The organism is Nocardia sp. NPDC003963, assembly GCF_053605105.1.
In genome coordinates this window covers 1-18,345 of the sequence record NZ_JBSGIP010000052.1, presented here as the reverse complement: position 1 = coordinate 18,345, position 18,345 = coordinate 1, and the positions used below count along the sequence as shown (strand labels likewise).

The 18,345-nt window shown below is 66.8% G+C and carries 20 protein-coding genes and 1 riboswitch; of the genes, 15 read left to right on the top strand and 5 right to left on the bottom strand.

Annotated features, from left to right (window positions below; genetic code table 11):
• Window positions 1–13 precede the first annotated feature (13 nt).
• The 13 genes from ACWEWT_RS34620 to ACWEWT_RS34560 all read left to right on the top strand — a co-directional run bounded on the left by ACWEWT_RS34620 (window position 14) and on the right by ACWEWT_RS34560 (window position 13,854).
• The gene (locus tag ACWEWT_RS34620; protein ID WP_452565103.1) at window positions 14–490 is read left to right on the top strand and encodes a DUF3180 domain-containing protein; all 477 of its coding nucleotides are present in this window, start codon (window positions 14–16) and stop codon (window positions 488–490) included.
• A gap of 72 nt (window positions 491–562) precedes the next feature.
• Window positions 563–1,771, top strand: coding sequence for a DUF6779 domain-containing protein (locus tag ACWEWT_RS34615; protein ID WP_452565078.1), 1,209 nt, complete (start codon window positions 563–565; stop codon window positions 1,769–1,771).
• A 117-nt stretch (window positions 1,772–1,888) separates the two neighbouring features.
• Window positions 1,889–2,836, top strand: coding sequence for a Rossmann-like and DUF2520 domain-containing protein (locus ACWEWT_RS34610; RefSeq protein WP_452565077.1), 948 nt, complete (start codon window positions 1,889–1,891; stop codon window positions 2,834–2,836).
• A 64-nt stretch (window positions 2,837–2,900) separates the two neighbouring features.
• Window positions 2,901–3,869: a pantoate--beta-alanine ligase gene (panC, locus tag ACWEWT_RS34605; protein WP_452565076.1), complete on the top strand. Its 969-nt coding sequence runs from the start codon at window positions 2,901–2,903 to the stop codon at window positions 3,867–3,869.
• Window positions 3,870–4,446: 577 nt separating this feature from the next.
• Window positions 4,447–4,866 (top strand): aspartate 1-decarboxylase, encoded by a 420-nt coding sequence (gene panD, locus ACWEWT_RS34600; protein WP_452565101.1) that lies wholly within the window; start codon window positions 4,447–4,449, stop codon window positions 4,864–4,866.
• Between the two features lie 17 nt (window positions 4,867–4,883).
• The gene (locus tag ACWEWT_RS34595) at window positions 4,884–5,678 is read left to right on the top strand and encodes a type III pantothenate kinase (RefSeq protein ID WP_452565075.1); all 795 of its coding nucleotides are present in this window, start codon (window positions 4,884–4,886) and stop codon (window positions 5,676–5,678) included.
• 188 nt (window positions 5,679–5,866) lie between these two features.
• On the top strand, window positions 5,867–6,487 hold the full coding sequence (locus ACWEWT_RS34590; protein WP_452565073.1) for a cysteine dioxygenase: 621 nt from the start codon (window positions 5,867–5,869) through the stop codon (window positions 6,485–6,487).
• Between the two features lie 8 nt (window positions 6,488–6,495).
• Window positions 6,496–6,918 carry a rhodanese-like domain-containing protein gene (locus ACWEWT_RS34585; RefSeq protein WP_452565099.1) on the top strand — a complete coding sequence of 141 codons (423 nt, stop codon included), beginning with the start codon at window positions 6,496–6,498 and terminating at the stop codon, window positions 6,916–6,918.
• Between the two features lie 296 nt (window positions 6,919–7,214).
• Window positions 7,215–8,681 (top strand): lysine--tRNA ligase, encoded by a 1,467-nt coding sequence (gene lysS / locus ACWEWT_RS34580; protein ID WP_452565098.1) that lies wholly within the window; start codon window positions 7,215–7,217, stop codon window positions 8,679–8,681.
• Window positions 8,682–8,798: 117 nt separating this feature from the next.
• On the top strand, window positions 8,799–9,158 hold the full coding sequence (locus ACWEWT_RS34575; RefSeq protein ID WP_452565072.1) for a histone-like nucleoid-structuring protein Lsr2: 360 nt from the start codon (window positions 8,799–8,801) through the stop codon (window positions 9,156–9,158).
• Between the two features lie 258 nt (window positions 9,159–9,416).
• Window positions 9,417–10,040 carry an FHA domain-containing protein gene (locus tag ACWEWT_RS34570; protein WP_452565071.1) on the top strand — a complete coding sequence of 208 codons (624 nt, stop codon included), beginning with the start codon at window positions 9,417–9,419 and terminating at the stop codon, window positions 10,038–10,040.
• A gap of 453 nt (window positions 10,041–10,493) precedes the next feature.
• Window positions 10,494–13,049: an ATP-dependent Clp protease ATP-binding subunit gene (locus tag ACWEWT_RS34565; RefSeq protein ID WP_452565069.1), complete on the top strand. Its 2,556-nt coding sequence runs from the start codon at window positions 10,494–10,496 to the stop codon at window positions 13,047–13,049.
• Window positions 13,050–13,203: 154 nt separating this feature from the next.
• Window positions 13,204–13,854 carry a vWA domain-containing protein gene (locus ACWEWT_RS34560; protein ID WP_452565068.1) on the top strand — a complete coding sequence of 217 codons (651 nt, stop codon included), beginning with the start codon at window positions 13,204–13,206 and terminating at the stop codon, window positions 13,852–13,854.
• 6 nt (window positions 13,855–13,860) lie between these two features.
• On the opposite strand, the gene ACWEWT_RS34555 is transcribed toward ACWEWT_RS34560, so the two are convergent.
• The gene (locus ACWEWT_RS34555; RefSeq protein WP_452565066.1) at window positions 13,861–14,967 is read right to left on the bottom strand and encodes a sensor histidine kinase; all 1,107 of its coding nucleotides are present in this window, start codon (window positions 14,965–14,967) and stop codon (window positions 13,861–13,863) included.
• A gap of 183 nt (window positions 14,968–15,150) precedes the next feature.
• On the opposite strand from ACWEWT_RS34555, the gene ACWEWT_RS34550 reads away from it, so the two are divergent.
• Entirely contained in the window at window positions 15,151–15,606 is a 456-nt protein-coding gene (locus ACWEWT_RS34550; RefSeq protein WP_452565064.1) for an SRPBCC family protein, read from the top strand.
• Window positions 15,607–15,661: 55 nt separating this feature from the next.
• Window positions 15,662–16,105 carry an OsmC family peroxiredoxin gene (locus ACWEWT_RS34545; RefSeq protein WP_452565063.1) on the top strand — a complete coding sequence of 148 codons (444 nt, stop codon included), beginning with the start codon at window positions 15,662–15,664 and terminating at the stop codon, window positions 16,103–16,105.
• Between the two features lie 31 nt (window positions 16,106–16,136).
• On the opposite strand, the gene ACWEWT_RS34540 is transcribed toward ACWEWT_RS34545, so the two are convergent.
• From ACWEWT_RS34540 to mhuD, 4 genes are all read right to left on the bottom strand, one after another.
• Window positions 16,137–16,634 carry a hypothetical protein gene (locus tag ACWEWT_RS34540; protein WP_452565062.1) on the bottom strand — a complete coding sequence of 166 codons (498 nt, stop codon included), beginning with the start codon at window positions 16,632–16,634 and terminating at the stop codon, window positions 16,137–16,139.
• Between the two features lie 35 nt (window positions 16,635–16,669).
• Window positions 16,670–17,470, bottom strand: coding sequence for a CbtA family protein (locus ACWEWT_RS34535; RefSeq protein WP_452565061.1), 801 nt, complete (start codon window positions 17,468–17,470; stop codon window positions 16,670–16,672).
• Complete coding sequence (locus tag ACWEWT_RS34530; RefSeq protein WP_452565059.1) at window positions 17,461–17,655, bottom strand: CbtB domain-containing protein; 195 nt, start codon at window positions 17,653–17,655, stop codon at window positions 17,461–17,463. The genes ACWEWT_RS34535 and ACWEWT_RS34530 overlap by 10 nt, the downstream gene beginning before the upstream one ends.
• Before the next feature lie 36 nt (window positions 17,656–17,691).
• Window positions 17,692–17,839, bottom strand: a riboswitch (cobalamin riboswitch).
• A 69-nt stretch (window positions 17,840–17,908) separates the two neighbouring features.
• A complete protein-coding gene (gene mhuD / locus ACWEWT_RS34525; protein WP_058853342.1) occupies window positions 17,909–18,223 on the bottom strand; it encodes a mycobilin-forming heme oxygenase MhuD in 315 nt (104 codons plus the stop codon).
• Window positions 18,224–18,345: the final 122 nt, after the last annotated feature.

Here is an 18,345-nt window from a genome sequence, read left to right as displayed (position 1 = left end):
CGACGGTGGGGGAATGAAGCTCAAACCCACTCGCGTCCGGGAGCTGCTGGCCAATGTTCTCATCGCGGCGGTCATCGCCTGGGTGGCGAGCCGGCTCGCCTATGCGAGTTTTCCGCCGATCTCCACCATCGCCGGCGCTTCCCTGTATCCCGTGGCGGTCCTGGAGGTCGCGCTGGGCTTCTATATCCGGACCCGGGTGAGCCACCGTCAGATCGGCGCGGATCTACGGCAGCTGCATCCGATCACTGTTGCTCGGGCGCTCGCGCTGGCGAAGGCCTCGGCGCAGGTGGGATCGCTGGTGGCCGGCGTATGGCTCGGATTTCTGCTCTGGATCTTCCCGCAGCGCGGCGATCTGCGGGCGGCCGACGCGGATTACCCGGGCGCCCTCATCGGATGCGGTGCCGGGATCGCGCTCGCGGCGGCGGCACTGTGGCTCGAATACTGCTGTCGCGCTCCCGACGACCCCACCGACGACCCGGCCCCTTCGTAGCGCTCGTGACCGTGATCGATCCCGCCCTTTCCGACCTGGGCGGTGGCGAATATCGCGGCTACCCTTGCGGTCATGGTTTCACCGTCCCGCAGTAGTACTTCCTCGCGCGGCCGGGAAGATGTGGGCAAGCTCTTCCTCGGTGCACTCGTCCTACTGGGCCTGGTGGCCAGCGTATTTCTCGTTTTCAGCGATAGCCTGGAATTCATCCGGGTGGGGTTGGTTGTCGCCCTGTGGGCGGCGGTACTGGGTGCGTGGGCCGCCGGCAGATACCAGGCGAAGATGCGTGCGATGCGGCAGACCTATGAACTGGAACTCGAGCGCGAGATCAGTGCCCGCCGTGAACACGAAATCGGGGTCGAGTCACGCGTACGTTCGGATTTGGGTGCCGACGCTACGGAAATGGCGGCGCTGCGCGCCGAACTCGCCGTGCTGCGGCGACAGTTGGAGCGACTCTTCGAGGGCGATCTGCCCGACGAGCGGCCGGCACTGCGCGCGTCGGCCTTCCGGGTTCAGGAACTGCCCAGCGCCGACGACAGCGCGGCGGGCCTGCCACCCGGCTGGCAGGGGCCGGAGGAAGGCGAGCGGCGGGCAGTGGACGCGTGGGCCAATGCGGCCGCGAGCTGGTCGCATGCCGCCGACGGCTGGGCCGATGCCGAAGCGGAGGCCGCCGATCCGGCCGGTGATACCGGTGAGCGCAGTGCGGTGACTCCGGTGTACGAAACCGACTTTCCGGACCGGCCGCAGTTCGCGAGCCCCGATGATGCCCCGGTTACCGCGGAGACGGCGATCGTCCGTCTCGAGGACGAGCCGGTCGGTCCCGATATCTCGGGGCCGAGCTGGGCTGATGCGTTCACCGAGGTATACGACGAACCGGATGCCGCGGCTGCGGACCGCTACGGCTCGCCGAGTGACGAGCCCTTCCACGGCCCACCGTCGCCGTACAACAGCGCGCCGGACGCGCGCCCGCCGGTGACCGGAACTCCCGAAACGCCGGATTCGTCCGAGTTAGGCGCGGCGTCCGAGGCGCTGGGTTCAGCCGATCCCGGCGAAGGTCCCGAGGCGGCGGCAGTGCCCGGGCTCGCCGAAGCGCCCGCTGTCGAGGGCGAATCCGCCGAGGGAAAGCCGCACGAACCGGCCGTTCGCGCGCCGACCGGGCTCTTCCCCCGGTCGGCGAATTCGCGGCGGCGCCGCACCCAGTCCGACTCTGCCGGGAACCGGCGCCTCTCGGTCGCCGAGATCATGGCCAATCTGCGGCAGGAAGAGGAGCAGCGCAGCTCCTGAAGTGCGGCATATATCACCCGGGACGCCCATGGCGCATTCGCGGGAGCTGGTCCTATCCTCGATTCGTAACGTCCGGTACCCGCAGCGCGGGACTGGAACGACTTCGAGAGGACACTGTTGACCTCGCCACGCGTGACTCCTGGCAATCCGGCCGCGAGTGGTGATCCAGCGCCCGCACGACTGACGGTAGGCATCGTCTCGGCGGGACGCGTCGGATCAGCCCTCGGTGCCGCGCTCGAACGCGCCGGACATGTGGTGTTCGGCGTCGCCGCCATATCCGACGCCTCGGTGCGCCGGGCGCAGTCCCGGTTGCCCGATTCGCGGATCCTCCCGGTCGAGGAGGTCGCTGCCAGCAGTGAACTGCTGATCCTGGCTGTTCCGGATGCGGAACTGGCCGGGCTGGTCCGCGGTCTGGCGAGTTCCGGGACCGTACGGCCGGGTACGATCGTCGCCCACACCTCCGGTGCCAACGGGATCGCCGTACTGGCCCCGCTGAGCGAAGCCGGTGCTTTGCCGTTGGCAGTTCATCCCGCCATGACTTTCACCGGTCACGACGAGGACCTGGCTCGTCTGGGCAATGCCTGCTTCGGGATCACGGCCGCCGACGAAATCGGGTACGCCATCGCCCAGTCCCTGGTGATCGAGATGGGTGGGGAACCGGTCCGGGTGGCCGAGGAACACCGCACCCTTTATCACGCCGCGCTCGCGCACGGCAGCAACCATCTCGTGACGCTGGTGCTGGACGCGGTCGAGACGCTGCGCCGAGCGCTGGCCGGCCCCGGACTTCTGGGCCAGCAGACCATCGACGATCAACCCAACGGCCTGCCCGAACGGCTGCTGGCACCGCTGGCCTCTGCCGCGCTGGACAACGCCCTGCGCCGCGGCCAGGCCGCGCTGACCGGTCCGGTGGCCCGCGGCGACACCGCGGCCGTCGCCGCTCATCTGGATGCTCTCGCCGCGGCGGACCCCGAGGTCGCCGCCGGTTACCGGGCGCTGTCGCGGCGGACCGCCGAACGGGCGCAGGCCCCCGCCGAACTACGCGAGCTGCTGGAGGAACACCGATGATGCGGTCCCTTCGCCTTTTTCGCCGCGGTCTCGGATCGCATGTATCGAGTTCGGAGGAGCTGCTGTGACCGACTCGACGTTGCGTGGTGCGTACCGCGCCGGTGAGCTGACGGTGCAGCACGATCCGGCCGGGCTCGGCAAGGTTGTTCGGGCGTTGCGGAGCACCGGGCGCACTGTCGGCCTCGTGCCCACCATGGGTGCCCTGCACGAGGGTCACCTCGAACTGGTGCGGCGTGCCAAGCGCACCAACCAGGTCGTGGTGGTGTCCATCTTCGTGAATCCGCTGCAGTTCGGCGCGGGTGAGGATCTGGACAGCTACCCCCGCACCCTCGACGCCGATGTGGAGTTGCTGCGCGGTGCGGGAGTCGATCTGGTATTCGCGCCGAGTGCGGCCGATATGTATCCGGCCGGCCCACGCACAACGGTGCAGCCCGGCCCGATAGGCGCCGATCTCGAGGGGGCCTCCCGGCCCACCCATTTCGCCGGAATGCTCACCGTGGTGGCCAAACTGCTGCAGATCGTGGGCCCGCACGAAGCTTTCTTCGGCGAAAAGGACTATCAGCAGCTCACCCTGATCCGTCAGATGGTCCGTGACCTGAACTTCGAGGTGAAGATCGTGGCGGTACCGACCGTGCGCGAATCCGACGGTCTCGCGCTCTCCTCGCGCAACCGCTACCTCGACCCGGTACAACGGGAACTCGCGACCACACTGTCGGCGGCCCTGCTGGCCGGCGCGCGATCCGGAGCGGCCGGTGCCGGTGCCGTACTGCAGGCCGCGCACGCCGTGCTGGCCGCCGCCCCAGAGATACAACTGGACTATCTCGAACTGCGCTCCGCAAACCTGGATCCCGCCCCGGAGAACGGCAACGCCCGCCTCCTGATCGCGGCCCGCGTCGGCACCACCCGGTTGATCGACAACGCCCCGGTCCAACTCGGCGTCCAGCTCGACGGTCACCCCGACGCCGATATCCCCGCGTCCGCCGCTGAAACCACGCAGCGCGCGCCGCGCGTCAACGGGTCCGGATCACCGTGAACACCCCGCCCAGCCCCGCGCTCTCGCCCGGTCCGAGCCCCGCCGTCCCCACATCCGGCCGACAGCGTTCCCGCTCCGCGCTCGAAGCACACCCCCGCCCCGTTCCGCCGCGACCGGGGAGCGCCGTGGCGCGCAATCGGACGGCCGGCGACAACACAGAAGTCGGCGAGCACTCACCGATGTGCCGGAACATTCGGGCCGGCCGGGCCACCGATCCGCACGAACCCGCCGCCTTCCCCGAACGCGCTGTCCCGGTATTCGGTGTCCACCCGAGCACCGGTGGTCCGGAGGAGCGGAAGACAGCAACGGCAGAGTGCACGCGGCCCGTCGCTGGTAACCGGCAGTCCATCGAACTGCCACCGAGCTACCCGCCGACCCCAGCCGGCCGGACCACCGCCCACCACGAACCTTCTGTCCCCTTCGGACGGTCGACCTCCGTAGGCGGGGCCCGCCCCGGTTCCGGAGCGACAGAGCGAAGGAGCGCAGCGACTGAGCGCCGGAGTGAAGAACCGGGGTTGATAGGGCCCCGACCCGCCCCGCCGCAGGTGGGGCAAATACACACAGAAAGGCGACGATGATGTTGCGCACCATGATGAAATCGAAGATCCACCGGGCCACCGTGACCCATGCCGACCTGCACTATGTCGGTTCCGTGACGATCGATCAGGATCTTCTCGATGCCGCCGATCTGCTCGAGGGCGAGCAGGTCTGCATAGTCGATATCGACAACGGCGCCCGCCTCGAGACCTATGTGATCGCCGGCGAGCGTGGTTCCGGTGTGATCGGTATCAACGGTGCCGCCGCACATCTGGTCGATCCCGGTGATCTGGTCATTCTCATCGCCTACGGCATGATGGACGAGGCCGAGCTGCGCGAGTACGACCCGAAGGTCGTGTTCGTCGATGCCCGGAACCGTCCGGTCGAGCTGGGTTCGGATCCGGCGCATGCGCCCGAGGGTTCGGATCTGATCAGCCCTCGTAATCTGACCTTCGCCTGAGCGGCGGCGGTGACCGTATGCTCCTGACCATCGATGTCCGTACGACCAGCACGGTCGTCGGGTTGATTTCCGGTGCCGGGCAGCAGGCCGAACTGGTGCGGCATTGGCGGATCCATACGAATCCGCTGCATACCGCGGACGAGTTCGCGATGAGTCTGCGCGGGCTGGTGGGTTCCGATCTCGACGCGGTGACCGGAGTGGTGGGTCTGTCGACCATGCCGCCGGTGCTGCGTGAGCTGCGGTCGATGCTGGAGCGGTATTGGCACCATGTACCGCATCTGCTGGTGGAGCCCGGCGTCCGGACCGGTATTCCGCTGTTGGTGGACAATCCGAAAGAGGTCGGTGCCGACCGGATCGTGAACAGTCTCGCCGCCCATCATCAGTTCGGTGGTGCCGCGATCGTCGTCGATTTCGGTGTTTCGGTCTGCGTGGATCTCGTATCGGCGAAGGGGGAGTTCCTGGGCGGGGTCATCGCGCCGGGGGTGGAGACCGCGACCGAGGCGCTGATCGAGCGGGCCGCGTTGCGCCGGGTGGAGTTGGCCCGGCCCCGATCGGTGGTGGGCAAGAACAGCGTCGAATGTATCCAGTCCGGGGCTATCTTCGGGTTCGCCGGTCTGGTGGACGGTCTGGTGGATCGGATCCGCGACGATATCGAGGGTTTCGCCGACGAGGGGGTCGCGGTGGTGGCGACCGGTGCGGCCGCGTCGCTGATCGTGGGTGAGTCCGAGACCGTGGAGCATCACGAACCGCATCTCACGATCACCGGATTGCGGCTGGTGTTCGAGCGGAACCAGCGTCGTAATCGCGGGTGATTCCGCGGCCCGGCCCGGCTGTGACCTATTCCGCTGAGTCGGATGTGGCCGTGGTGTCGGCGGCTTGCTAAGCTTCCGGTGTGCTGACCCGCATGCGTACCCAGGAGTGTTGTCGAGGCTGATTCGCCTCGACCGTTCGAGGCATTCTGCAGTCCTCGACCGTTTCTTTACTTCCTGGAGATGCGCTGATGCGTTCGCCTGTTCTTTCTTCCGTAGTGTCCCGGTCGGCGCGTGATATTTCCGCCGCGAATCCGATTCCCGATCGTCCGATCGCTCCGGCGCTGCCCACCCGGTTGCGTCCGGCGGATCTGCTCCGGCTGACCGACGAGACCGGTGAGGATGTGCTCGCCGGCCGGTACGACCATCTGCTTCCCGTGGACGGCGCGTGGCCGGCGGTGGACCGCTGGGCCGCGCGGCTCGTCTCCGATGACGAGGTCGACGTCTGGCTGATCAGCTGGACCCCGGACAAATCCACGAAATTGCACGATCATGCCGGTTCGCTGGGTGCGCTCACCGTGCTCAGCGGCGCCCTCGCCGAATATCGCTGGAACGGTACCGAACTGCGCCACCGGGTGTTGTCCGCCGGCGATCAGGCCGCCTTCCCCATCGGCTGGGTGCACGATGTCGTGCGAGCCCCCGACCGGATCGCGGTTTCGGGCCTGTCCGGCACCGGTCCGCTCGATCCCACTCTCAGCGTGCACGCCTACTCACCGCCGCTCACCGCCATGTCCTATTACGAAGTGACCGGACACGGCAACCTGCGGCGCACCCACACCGTTCTCACCGATCAGCCCGAAGGTGATCTCTGATGTCGCGACTGACCATCGATCAGATGCTCGACCAGGCCCGTTCCCAGTTGCGGCGGCTCCACCCCGTGGAACTGCCCGCAGCGCTCGCCAGGGGCGCGTTCCTGGTCGATATCCGGCCCGCCGCGCAACGTGCCAGGGAAGGGGCACTGCCCGGGGCCCTGGTCATCGAACGGAATGTGCTCGAATGGCGGCTCGACCCCAGCAGTTCGGCCCGGCTGGCACTGGCCATCGATCACGAGGTCGAATGGGTGGTGGTGTGCTCGGAGGGCTACACCTCCAGCCTGGCGGCGGCGTCGTTGCGCCAATTGGGTCTGCACCGCGCGACCGATCTGGTCGGCGGATATAAGGCACTGGAAGCGGCCGGGATGCGATCGGTTGCCACCGGGGCTGCCCACTTCACCAGGGAAGTTCGTTCACTCGCGGTTCTCTGAATTCTCGTCGCCGGCCGAATGCGGCCGGACGACAATGCATTTCCGACGCGTGTCGGCTGCCCGGGAAAATTCTAAGCAACCAAATGGTCTATTTCTCCCGGGGTGATCCGTCGCGTCTTCTACGGACGATTCCTTATCGCCCCGTTGGGGCGGGCGGCCGACGAATCGATTTGCCGTGCACGCTAGGGTGGTTCGCTGTGAGCAACCCGAACATCTCGTCATCCGGCGGCTCCGCGGGCGTTGTTCCCGCGGGGCGATCCAGCCGCTCTGTGGAGGTCGACGACGTCCCCGAGCAGATGCGGATCCGCCGGGAGAAGCGGGAGCGGCTGCTCGAGTCGGGCGGGGAGGCCTATCCCGTTTCGGTGCCGCGTACCCATAGCCTGGCCGAAATCCGTGCCGCCCATCCGGATCTCGCGGCCGATACCGCGACCGGTGAACTCGTCGGTGTGGCGGGCCGGGTCATCTTCATGCGGAATACCGGCAAATTGTGCTTCGCTCAGCTACAGGAGGGCGACGGCACCACTTTGCAGGCCATGGTGAGCTTGAACGGTGTCGGTGCGGACGCGCTGGCGGCGTGGAAGACCGATGTGGATCTCGGCGATATGGTTTTCGTGCACGGCGAGGTCATCTCGTCACGTACGGGTGAATTGAGTGTCATGGCCGATTCGTGGTCCATGGCGGCCAAGGCGTTGCGTCCGCTACCCGTAGCGCACAAGGAGATGAGCGAGGAAACGCGGGTCCGTCAGCGTTATGTCGATCTGATCGTGCGCCCGGAGGCCCGGGAAACCGCCCGTACCCGGGTCGCGGTGGTGCGTGCACTGCGCAATGCGCTGGAACGTCGCGATTTCCTCGAGGTCGAGACGCCTATGTTGCAGACCCTGCACGGGGGTGCGGCCGCACGGCCCTTCCGCACGCACTCCAATGCCCTCGATATGGATCTCTACCTGCGCATTGCTCCGGAGTTGTTTCTGAAACGCTGCGTGGTCGGCGGGATCGAGCGGGTCTTCGAGATCAATCGGAACTTCCGTAACGAAGGTGCCGATTCAACACATTCGCCCGAGTTCGCGATGCTCGAAACTTATCAGGCATACGGGACCTACGACGACTCCGCGCGCATGACCCGGGAATTGATCCAGGAAGTCGCGCAGGAAGCGTTGGGAACTCAGGTCGTCACCCTCGCCGACGGTTCGGAATACGACTTGAGCGGCGAGTGGACAACAGTCGAGATGTATCCGTCGTTGTCCGAGTCGATCGGGGTGGAGGTCACCCCGGAAACAACTGTTCCGGAATTGCTCGAACTGGCCGATCGGGTCGGTCTGGAAATTCCCGAAGGGAAGGGCTACGGTCACGGCAAACTGGTGGAGGAACTCTGGGAGCACACCTACGGTGACAAGCTGTACGTGCCGACTTTCGTCCGCGATTTCCCGGTCGAGACTTCCCCGCTGACCAGGCAGCACCGGTCGCGGGCCGGGGTCACCGAGAAGTGGGATCTGTATGTCCGCGGCTTCGAGTTGGCCACCGGCTATTCGGAGTTGGTGGATCCGGTGATCCAGCGCGAGCGGTTCGTCGATCAGGCCCGGCTGGCCGCGGCCGGCGATGACGAGGCAATGGTGCTCGATGAAGACTTCCTGGCCGCGATGGAACACGGGATGCCGCCCACAACCGGAACCGGTATGGGAATCGATAGGTTGTTGATGGCGCTCACCGGATTGGGAATCCGGGAAACGATACTCTTCCCAATAGTGCGGCCGGTCGGCCGTTGAGCGAACGGTTTGCATAGCGGGCCGCTCGTCTTGGAATTTTCCGAATTCGGGGTATTCTTGCCTCGGGTAATCGGCCTGATTTTGCGGGCCGCACGATTTCGAGAGGACGTTCATCTCATGGCAAAGAAGGTCACCGTTAGCCTGATCGACGATGTCGACGGTGAGTCCATCGCGGACGAGACCATCGAGTTTGCAATCGATGGGGTGTCGTACGAGATCGACCTGTCGTCGACGAATGCGTCGAAGCTTCGGGACGAGTTGGAGCAGTGGGTTACCAGTGCTCGCCGGGTGAGTGGCCGGCGCCGGGTGAAGTCCGCGGTCGCGGCCTCCGGGAGCACCAAGGCCCGCGCCACGATGGATCGCGAGCAAAGCGCGGCTATTCGTGAGTGGGCGCGCCGGAATGGTCACAAGGTTTCCGCGCGGGGGCGTATCTCCGCCGATATCACCGACGCGTACAACAAGGCATCGAAGGGTTAGTTCTTCTTTCAACCGTCGCGCGTGCCGATATTCACGGAACGCAGCGGCGGCTGGTCTTCTCGATAGCTATTTGGAATTACCGCTGGCCCCGGCGTCGACCGCCGGGGTCACTGCGCCCGGCGGGGTTCCATCTTGCTCGTGCGGCCGACTGCCCGGCACCATAGAGGGGTTCGTCCGGGCCCCGTCGTGTGCCGAAGTGCAAGAGGTCCGCAGTGCTCGGCAGTTGCTGCCGATATGGAGAGGTGAGGTATCGGCGCAGTGACCGGATCCGTCGGTTCGTTCCTTCGATTCACCGATGACGAAGGCCGTAGGCGCGAAGTGATGCTGAGCCCCGATCGGCAGCGTGTCACCATCGGCCGCTCCGCAGGTGCCGATCTGTCGTTGCGCTGGGACGCGGAGGTCTCGCGATTGCATGCCGCGGTGGAGTATCTCGCCGCGCACTGGACCATTGTGGACGACGGCCTGTCCCGCAACGGCACGTTCGTCAACGGTGAACGGATCAACGGCCGCCGCCGTCTGATGCCCGGTGACCGGATCCGGGTCGGTACCTCGCTGGTGTCCTTCCACGATTTCAACGGCGTCGCCGACGACGCCACCCGCGCTTCCGGCGCCAGTATCCCTACCGTGCGCTCGCTGACCGAGGCGCAGCGCGGGGTACTCGTAGCGCTGTGCCGCCCCTACAAGGGGGATGTGGGTTTCGCCGCCCCCGCCACCAATCAGCAGATCGCCGACGAACTGTATCTGAGCGTGGACGCCGTCAAGACTCATCTGCGCGCCCTGTTCGCCAAGTTCGGTGTCGAAGATCTGCCGCAGAACCAGAAACGGGTCCGGCTCGCCGCGCTGGCCATGCGCAGTGGTCTCATCACCGATCGGGATCTCTGAACGTACCCGCCTCGGCTCTCCGGCCGTCGCGTCCGTATGCGGGTCTGCGGAGCGGCGGCCGGTTCGGTTGTGGGCCCCGGCGTACCTCCGCCATCGCTCCTTGTGCGCGTCGATATGTGGACCGACGGCCCGGTTGTGGGTTCGTCGCGGGCCCGGCCCGGCTCTGCTCTTCGTCCAGCCGTCGATCTCCCCAGCCGTGGGAGCCGTTCTGTTCGCTCTGGGCAAAACCGGAGTGGGAAACCAATCGGTGGGTAAGGGCGTTATGAGTGAATAAGCATGTCGGCGGGTCCACAGCAATAGGGTGGAGCGGCGGCGGTGTAATCCCTTGCCAACTAGAGTGGGAGGCGGGGGCCGCAACCCCTGGCCTACATGGCAGGCTGAAGTCGACGGTTGTCCACGACACACCACGGCGTCAGCCGGCCATAGAGTCCGGAGCAGGAGAGTGAGGGAGCGATGTTCGAGAGGTTCACCGACCGCGCGAGGCGTGTCGTCGTCCTGGCCCAAGAAGAGGCCAGGATGCTCAACCACAACTACATCGGCACCGAGCACATCCTGCTGGGTCTGATCCACGAGGGTGAGGGTGTCGCGGCCAAGTCCCTGGAATCGCTCGGCATCTCGCTGGAGGGCGTGCGCAGCCAGGTCGAAGAGATCATCGGCCAGGGCCAGCAGGCCCCGTCCGGTCATATTCCGTTCACCCCCCGCGCCAAGAAGGTGCTGGAGCTGAGCCTGCGCGAGGCCCTGCAGCTCGGCCACAACTACATCGGCACCGAGCACATCCTGCTCGGCCTGATCCGTGAGGGTGAGGGTGTCGCGGCCCAGGTGCTGGTCAAACTCGGCGCCGACCTCAACCGGGTCCGTCAGCAGGTCATCCAGCTGCTGTCCGGATACCAGGGCAAGGAGCCGGTCGAATCCGGTGCCCGGGGCGAGACCGGTACCCCGTCGACGTCGCTGGTGCTCGATCAGTTCGGCCGTAACCTCACCCAGGCCGCGCTGGAAGGCAAACTCGACCCCGTCATCGGCCGCTCGAAGGAGATCGAGCGCGTCATGCAGGTGCTGAGCCGCCGTACCAAGAACAACCCTGTCCTGATCGGCGAGCCCGGTGTCGGTAAGACCGCCGTGGTCGAGGGCCTGGCCCAGGCCATCGTCAACGGCGAGGTTCCGGAGACGCTCAAGGACAAGCAGCTCTACACCCTCGACCTGGGTTCCCTGGTCGCGGGCAGCCGCTACCGCGGTGATTTCGAAGAGCGCCTGAAGAAGGTGCTCAAGGAGATCAACACCCGCGGCGACATCATCCTGTTCATCGACGAGCTGCATACGCTGGTCGGAGCGGGTGCCGCCGAGGGCGCCATCGACGCGGCCTCGATCCTGAAGCCGAAGCTGGCCCGCGGTGAGCTGCAGACCATCGGTGCCACCACCCTCGACGAGTACCGCAAGTACATCGAGAAGGACGCCGCCCTGGAACGCCGGTTCCAGCCGGTGCAGGTGGGCGAGCCGACGGTCGAGCACACCATCAACATCCTCAAGGGTCTGCGCGACCGCTACGAAGCGCATCACCGGGTGTCCATCACCGACGGTGCCCTGGTCGCCGCCGCCACTCTGGCCGATCGCTACATCAACGACCGGTTCCTGCCGGACAAGGCGATCGACCTGATCGACGAGGCCGGCGCCCGGATGCGTATCCGCCGGATGACTGCCCCGCCGGACCTGCGCGAATTCGACGACAAGATAGCCGACGCGCGCCGGGAGAAGGAATCGGCGATCGACGCGCAGGACTTCGAGAAGGCCGCGCGGCTGCGCGACAAGGAGAAGCAGCTCGTCGCCAAGCGGGCCGAGCGCGAGAAGCAGTGGCGCTCCGGGGATCTGGATGTCGTGGCCGAGGTCGACGACGAGCAGATCGCCGAGGTGCTGGCCAACTGGACCGGTATCCCCGTCTTCAAGCTCACCGAGGAGGAGACCACTCGTCTGCTCCGTATGGAGGACGAGCTGCACAAGCGGATCATCGGCCAGGAGGACGCGGTCAAGGCCGTTTCCAAGGCCATCCGCCGCACCCGCGCCGGTCTGAAGGATCCGAAGCGTCCGTCCGGTTCGTTCATCTTCGCCGGCCCGTCCGGTGTGGGTAAGACCGAGCTGTCCAAGGCGCTGGCGAACTTCCTGTTCGGCGACGACGACGCGCTCATCCAGATCGATATGGGCGAGTTCCACGACCGCTTCACCGCCTCGCGGCTGTTCGGTGCCCCGCCCGGGTACGTCGGCTACGAAGAGGGCGGCCAGCTCACCGAGAAGGTGCGCCGCAAGCCGTTCTCGGTCGTGCTGTTCGACGAGATCGAGAAGGCCCACCAGGAGATCTACAACACCCTGTTGCAGGTCCTGGAGGACGGTCGTCTCACCGACGGCCAGGGCCGGACCGTGGACTTCAAGAACACGGTGCTGATCTTCACCTCGAACCTCGGTACCTCCGATATCTCGAAGGCCGTGGGTCTGGGCTTCACCCAGAGCAATGCCGAGGGCTCGAACTACGAGCGGATGAAGCTCAAGGTCAACGACGAGCTGAAGAAGCACTTCCGGCCGGAGTTCCTCAACCGTATCGACGATGTGATCGTCTTCCACCAGCTCACCACCGAGCAGATCGTGGAGATGGTGGATCTGATGATCGCCCGCGTCGAGCGGCAGCTGAAGAACAAGGATATGGCGCTCACGCTCACCGAGAACGCCAAGGCCCTGCTGGCCAAGCGTGGGTTCGACCCCGTGCTCGGTGCCCGGCCGCTGCGCCGCACCATCCAGCGCGAGATCGAGGATCAGCTCTCGGAGAAGATCCTCTTCGGCGAGATCGGCCCCGGACAGACCGTCCAGGTCGATGTCGAGGGCTGGGACGGCGAAGGCTCGGGCGAGGACGCGCGCTTCACCTTCACCCCGAAGGCCAAGCTCACCAAGGAAGACGGTGAGAAGAAGCCCGAGGTCGTGCTGACCGGCGCTGCCGAGGGCTCGACCGAGGCCGCCTCCGGCGAGTAGACAAGACAGTACGAGGCCTGCCCACCGGTATCGCACCGGTGGGCAGGCCTTTTTCGTACGTCGATCACCGGTTGCCGCCGGTCGCCGGGAGGGTGTGGTCGGTGGGCGCGAGTACGGTGGTGGCGTTCATTCGATACGAATCGGGGGTATCACCATGACGAATCCGGACCTGACCACCATCGCCGTTCTGCTCGACCGCTCCGGCTCCATGCAGACCATAAAATCGGATACCGAAGGCGGCCTGGCCGCGTATTTCGAGGAACAGCGCAAGGTCGAGAACTCGGTGCGGGTAACCCTCGCACAGTTCGACACCGAGTACGAATGCGTGTACTCGAACATTCCCATCGCCGAGGTTCCGGCACCGGCGCTGCAGCCACGGGGCGGTACCGCGCTCTACGACGCCATCGGCAAATTGGTCACCGATCTCGGCACCGAACTCGCGGCCCGGCCGGAGGACGAGCGGCCCGGCACCGTGATCGTGGTGGTGCTGACCGACGGCCACGAGAATTCCAGCCGGGAGTGGACACATGCCGCGGTGCGCTCACTGATCGAACAGCAGCAGAACGTGTACAGCTGGGACTTCCTGTTCCTCGGCGCCAATATGGATGCCGTAGAGATCGGCAGCGGGCTCGGTTTCGCCCCGCAGCAGTCCATCACCTACGGGGCGGCACCGGCCGGTGTCGCGGGGGTATTCCGGGCGGCCGGCGCTTATTCACGCCGTCTGCAGGCGCCCGCGGGTGCGCCGGGTGCGGCCCGGGCCGCGGGGTTCACTGAGGAGGAGCGCCGCGACGCCAACCCGGGCTGAAGAGATTCACTCCGACGCGCCGCGATCGGTCCGGTCGCTGCCGGGCGCGCTCCGGCTCGGCTCGGCGGTCACCGCGACCGGGGCCGTATCCCGCGAGCTGTCGCCGGATTCTTTGCGGGCGCGCGGCCGGGCGTCGGGGTCGATCGCTATCCGGAGCGGGCGGCTCGGTAGCCGCGCGGCCACCCGGTAACCCCCGCTGGGTTTCGGGCCGGCCGTCAACGCGCCGCCGAGGGCGTGCGTGCGTTCGCGCATGGTGATGATCCCCATCCCGCGGGTGGGCCCGGCGTGGTCGGGCCTGCCGGTGGGGCGCGTGTTGTCGACGGTGAGGTCGACGGAATCGCCGGTGTAGCGCACAGTTACGGTGGCTTCGGCGCCGGGGGCGTGGCGCACCACATTGGCCAGGGATTCCTGCACGATCTGAGTCGCGGCGTCATCGATCGCCGCGGGCAGGGAATCGGTGGTTCCCAGGACCCGGGTGTGCACGATCAATCCTGCCTGCCGGGGCTTGCGCAGGAGTTCGTCCAGATCGGACATGGTGGGATCGGGTTCCCGGGGTGGGGGGCTCGGCGTGACCGCGGCCGCTGCCGGGCGGCCCCCGTTTCCGGCGTTCCGCGGCGGACGTTCGGCGCCCGGGCGTTCCCGGCGTACGAAACCGCCTCGCCGGGAACGTCTCTCACGATCCGGCGGTCCGGTATCGCGGTCGTCCGCGGGGCGGTCTCCGGATCCCCTGGCAGGCGGCCTCGGTGCCGGATCCACCGCCTGTATCGCATGGCGCAGCGCCTGTACGTCTTCGAGTGCGTTGCGGCTGGTCGATTTGATCTCGGCCACGGTGCCGGCGGCTTTGGCCGATTTGTTCTCCACCTGCTGGAGCGCCATTCCGGCCTGCACATTGATCAACGACAGGTTGTGTCCCACCACATCGTGCAGTTCGCGGGCGATCAGCAGACGCTCCGCGCTCACCTCGAGTTCTCGCTGCTGCTGCGCGATCGTACGTTCGGCGGTGTCCAGTGCCTGCCGGGCTCGTCCGAGCATGCGGCGGTACCGCAGCACTTCGACCAATGCCGCGGCCAGCGCCACCCAACCCAGTAGCCCGACCATCTGCCAGCTCGTCATCGCGAACTCTCCACCTGCACCACCCTATTCGCCCGTTGCGCTCCGACGTCGGCGCACACCCGGATTTACGGCGCCGCAACGATGTTCCGGCCGGATCCGCCGGTTTCGGGCATGCCGGTCGACGGCGGCGCGTGATCATCGCATCTGCGGCGGTACCTGCCCGGACGCGGGTATGGTCCAGTGATGGTCGACCAGCAAGTGCGTGTACCGGACCTGTCCACACGGCCGTACGAACTCACCGTGGAGCGGGTGATGACTGCCGCACCCGATCTCCTCTATCTGGCGTGGACCCAGGGGTTCGATCTCTGGTTCGCGGAGCCGTCTTCGGTTCGGATGCGGCCGGAGGTGAACGAGCCGTTCTACTTCGAGACCCGGCACGAGGGGAGTGTCCGGCCGCACTACGGACGCTTCGTCCGTTTGGAACCGGGACGACTCGTCGAAATGACCTGGGTGACCGGTGCCGGGGGTACCGAGGGCGCCGAGACTCTGGTCCGGGTGGAATTCGTCAAACAACCCCGCGGTATCCGATTGCGGTTGCGGCACAGTGGTTTCGCCGACGAAGCCGCCCGCGACCGGCATCGCGCGGCTTGGCCGGCCGTACTGGCCCGTCTCGAGGAACGAACCGCTGCGACGAGTTGAGGGTACGAGTAGGTTCGAACCGAACTCGCAACGAATCGTCTTCGAAAGGATCGTGATGCCCACACGTACCGCGCGCACCGCATGGACCGGTGGTCTGCAGGACGGCTCCGGCCAGGTCGAGCTGGTCAGCTCGGGGGTCGGCAAGTACGAGGTGTCCTTCCCCAAGCGGTCGGCCGACGACGCCGACGGCACCACCAGCCCGGAGGAGCTGATCGCGGGGGCGCATTCGTCCTGCTACGCGATGGCGCTGTCGAACGAGATCGCCCAGGCCGGCGGAACACCGCAGAGCCTCGAGGTATCGGCCGCGGTCACGCTGGGCCCCGATCCGGCGGGCGGTTTCCGGATCAGCCGGATCGAACTGACCGTACGTGGCCGGGTGTCCGGACTGGACGATGCCGGTTTCGCCGCGGCGGCCGCGGCGGCCAAGGCCGGCTGCCCGGTCAGCAAGGCGCTGGGCGGAGTGGACGACATCACGCTCGACGCCGCCCTGGAATCCTGATCGGAGTCCCGGGCCCCCGCGGGGCCCGGGATCAGGCCGCGCTGTGCTGTTCGAGCCGACCGGTACCGCGCCCGGCGCGGAACCAGGCGCGAGCAGCCGGTGTGTACATGGCGGGGATCGCGACGAGCACCGCGCAGAGATGCGCGATCCGGGCGATCGCCACGAGGACGGTCGTAGCGTCGATATCGGCGAATACCGCCGAGCCGGAAGCCGCGAACATACCGATGGGCTCCACCAGCAGCGACGCTGTTCCGATCACCCCGATTCCGGCGGTGAGCAGCAGCCGGGCCCATCGGCCGCCCTGCCACATTCGCCATGCGGCAACGAGCGCGACGACATAGACCACGGTCCTGAGCAGCAGACCGCTCGCCGATGAGCCGGTATCGGCCGCCGGCAGGCTCACGTCGCGGACGACGGTTTCGGCGATACCGCAGCTCACCGCCACCACGAGCGCGACGAATGCGGTTGTGACGGCCGGCGGCCGCAGGGCGAACGCGCTGTCCGGGTGGTCGGGTGCAGGATCGGTCATACCCCGACCCTGCCCGCCCGCCTGCGCGGCCGTGATCACCCGCCCGTAGCAGCGACCTCCCGTACCGGAGTAGTGCGGCGCGTACTCCATTCGGTGAGCGCGGCGAACGCGAGGCCGATGCTCAGCCACAGCGTGGTGGATACGGCCAGCGAGGCGGTACGGAACTCCCACAGCAGCGACGCCGGGAAATCGGATCCCACTTCGTTCACCCCGGGAAGCAGTACGTAACCGACCGTGGTGACCAGTACGAAACCCGCCACCGCGGCGATCAGCCGGACCGATTCCGGTTGTGCCCGCAACGCTTTCCAGAGGAATCCACCGACCGAGACGGCCACCAGACCGAGCACCACCGCCGCCAGCCACAGCAGGGTGCGGTCGTCGATGGTCTCCGGATCACCCACCGCCGGTGGGTTCGCCGGATACTTGAAGAACGGCACCGCGACCAGCGCGACCCAGCCCGCCAGACCGAGCCCCAGCACCAGCCGCTGCCCCGGCAGCGAGGTGAACCGTCGCGCGTAATGCGCCGCGGTCGCCACTATCGCCCCGAACGCCATACCGGCCAGGGCATCGGCCAGGAACTGCCCGAACTTCTGCCACGGCCTGCTCACCACGGCGTCGTCGCCGTGCGAATGGCCGGTACCCTCGTCGTGCGCCTGCCCCGCGCCGGAATCGTGCGAATGCTCATCGGCGGGTGCCGCGGCCTCCTCTATGGCGATAGCGGCATCGACCTTCGGTTCACCGACGAAATTGCCGACGACACCCGCGAGGAGACCGGCGATCAGACCGGCGAGCAGACCACGGAGCAGCAGAGCCCCGAAGGATCCGCTCAATGGCATGGAACACCCAGCAGATGGCGCCCGTCGTGCATCAGTTCGTGCAGGAACATTCCGCTGCGCGAAACGGCACCCTGATCGAACCCGACCAGATACAACGCCAGCAGGGCCAGCAGTACGACACCGACGGTGACGAGCACTGTCACCGCTGTATCGGCGGCCCTGCTCGGGACATGGGCTATGGCCATGGTCGATCCTCCTCATCCGGATGCTCGCGTCCGGTTCGCGAGTTGTGCGCAGGTGCCGGTGTCTGACTCCGCCCACCCCGGCCAGGGGGGACGTCACAGTGGCGCGACCGTTCCGGGTTCTCACCGGATTACCGCTTCACCTCCGCTTTCACTTCAAACTTTGACACCAGCTGTCGCCGGACGTCAATATGCCCGCGAATAAGCACTGGCCACGCCACTCGCGGTCGGTGGCGTGGCCAGCGGTCCGGCAGGATCAGGAGGCGGGTTTACCCGCTACATCGAGGACGACCTCGAATTCCAGCAGCGAGGCACCGGTGGCGACAGGTTTGTTCTGCTGCCCGGCATGCGCCTCCTTGGCCGGGCCGTCGCGCCACGCGGCGAAGGACTCCTCGGAATCCCACTGGGTGACGACGAAGTACCGGTTCTCGCCGGCGGTGGGCCGCAACAACTGGAAGCCGAGGAACCCCGGGGAGTTCTCGACCGCGTGCGCACGGTGGGCGAATCGCTTCTCGAGCTCCGGACCCGCGCCTTCGGGGATTTCGATCGCATTGATCTTCACAACAGCCATACCTCGAGCTTAGGGCTGTGTATATTTGCGGCGCCTTCGGCGCCGCGGGGTGGGGCCCTATTAACCCCGGTTCTTCACTCCTTCGCTCAGTCGCTGCGCTCCTTCGCTTCGTCGCTCCAGAT

Coding starts and splice junctions, on each gene's coding strand:
- lysS (WP_452565098.1), top strand. CDS start 7,215: ATGCGGATCCGCCGGGAGAAGCGGGAGCGGCTGCTCGAGTCGGGCGGG.
- ACWEWT_RS34540 (WP_452565062.1), bottom strand. CDS start 16,634: ATGACCGATCCTGCACCCGACCACCCGGACAGCGCGTTCGCCCTGCGG.
- ACWEWT_RS34550 (WP_452565064.1), top strand. CDS start 15,151: ATGGTCGACCAGCAAGTGCGTGTACCGGACCTGTCCACACGGCCGTAC.
- ACWEWT_RS34560 (WP_452565068.1), top strand. CDS start 13,204: ATGACGAATCCGGACCTGACCACCATCGCCGTTCTGCTCGACCGCTCC.
- ACWEWT_RS34615 (WP_452565078.1), top strand. CDS start 563: ATGGTTTCACCGTCCCGCAGTAGTACTTCCTCGCGCGGCCGGGAAGAT.
- ACWEWT_RS34575 (WP_452565072.1), top strand. CDS start 8,799: ATGGCAAAGAAGGTCACCGTTAGCCTGATCGACGATGTCGACGGTGAG.
- ACWEWT_RS34535 (WP_452565061.1), bottom strand. CDS start 17,470: ATGCCATTGAGCGGATCCTTCGGGGCTCTGCTGCTCCGTGGTCTGCTC.
- panD (WP_452565101.1), top strand. CDS start 4,447: ATGTTGCGCACCATGATGAAATCGAAGATCCACCGGGCCACCGTGACC.
- ACWEWT_RS34595 (WP_452565075.1), top strand. CDS start 4,884: ATGCTCCTGACCATCGATGTCCGTACGACCAGCACGGTCGTCGGGTTG.
- ACWEWT_RS34590 (WP_452565073.1), top strand. CDS start 5,867: ATGCGTTCGCCTGTTCTTTCTTCCGTAGTGTCCCGGTCGGCGCGTGAT.
- ACWEWT_RS34620 (WP_452565103.1), top strand. CDS start 14: ATGAAGCTCAAACCCACTCGCGTCCGGGAGCTGCTGGCCAATGTTCTC.
- ACWEWT_RS34555 (WP_452565066.1), bottom strand. CDS start 14,967: ATGACGAGCTGGCAGATGGTCGGGCTACTGGGTTGGGTGGCGCTGGCC.
- mhuD (WP_058853342.1), bottom strand. CDS start 18,223: ATGGCTGTTGTGAAGATCAATGCGATCGAAATCCCCGAAGGCGCGGGT.
- ACWEWT_RS34565 (WP_452565069.1), top strand. CDS start 10,494: ATGTTCGAGAGGTTCACCGACCGCGCGAGGCGTGTCGTCGTCCTGGCC.
- ACWEWT_RS34545 (WP_452565063.1), top strand. CDS start 15,662: ATGCCCACACGTACCGCGCGCACCGCATGGACCGGTGGTCTGCAGGAC.
- ACWEWT_RS34530 (WP_452565059.1), bottom strand. CDS start 17,655: ATGGCCATAGCCCATGTCCCGAGCAGGGCCGCCGATACAGCGGTGACA.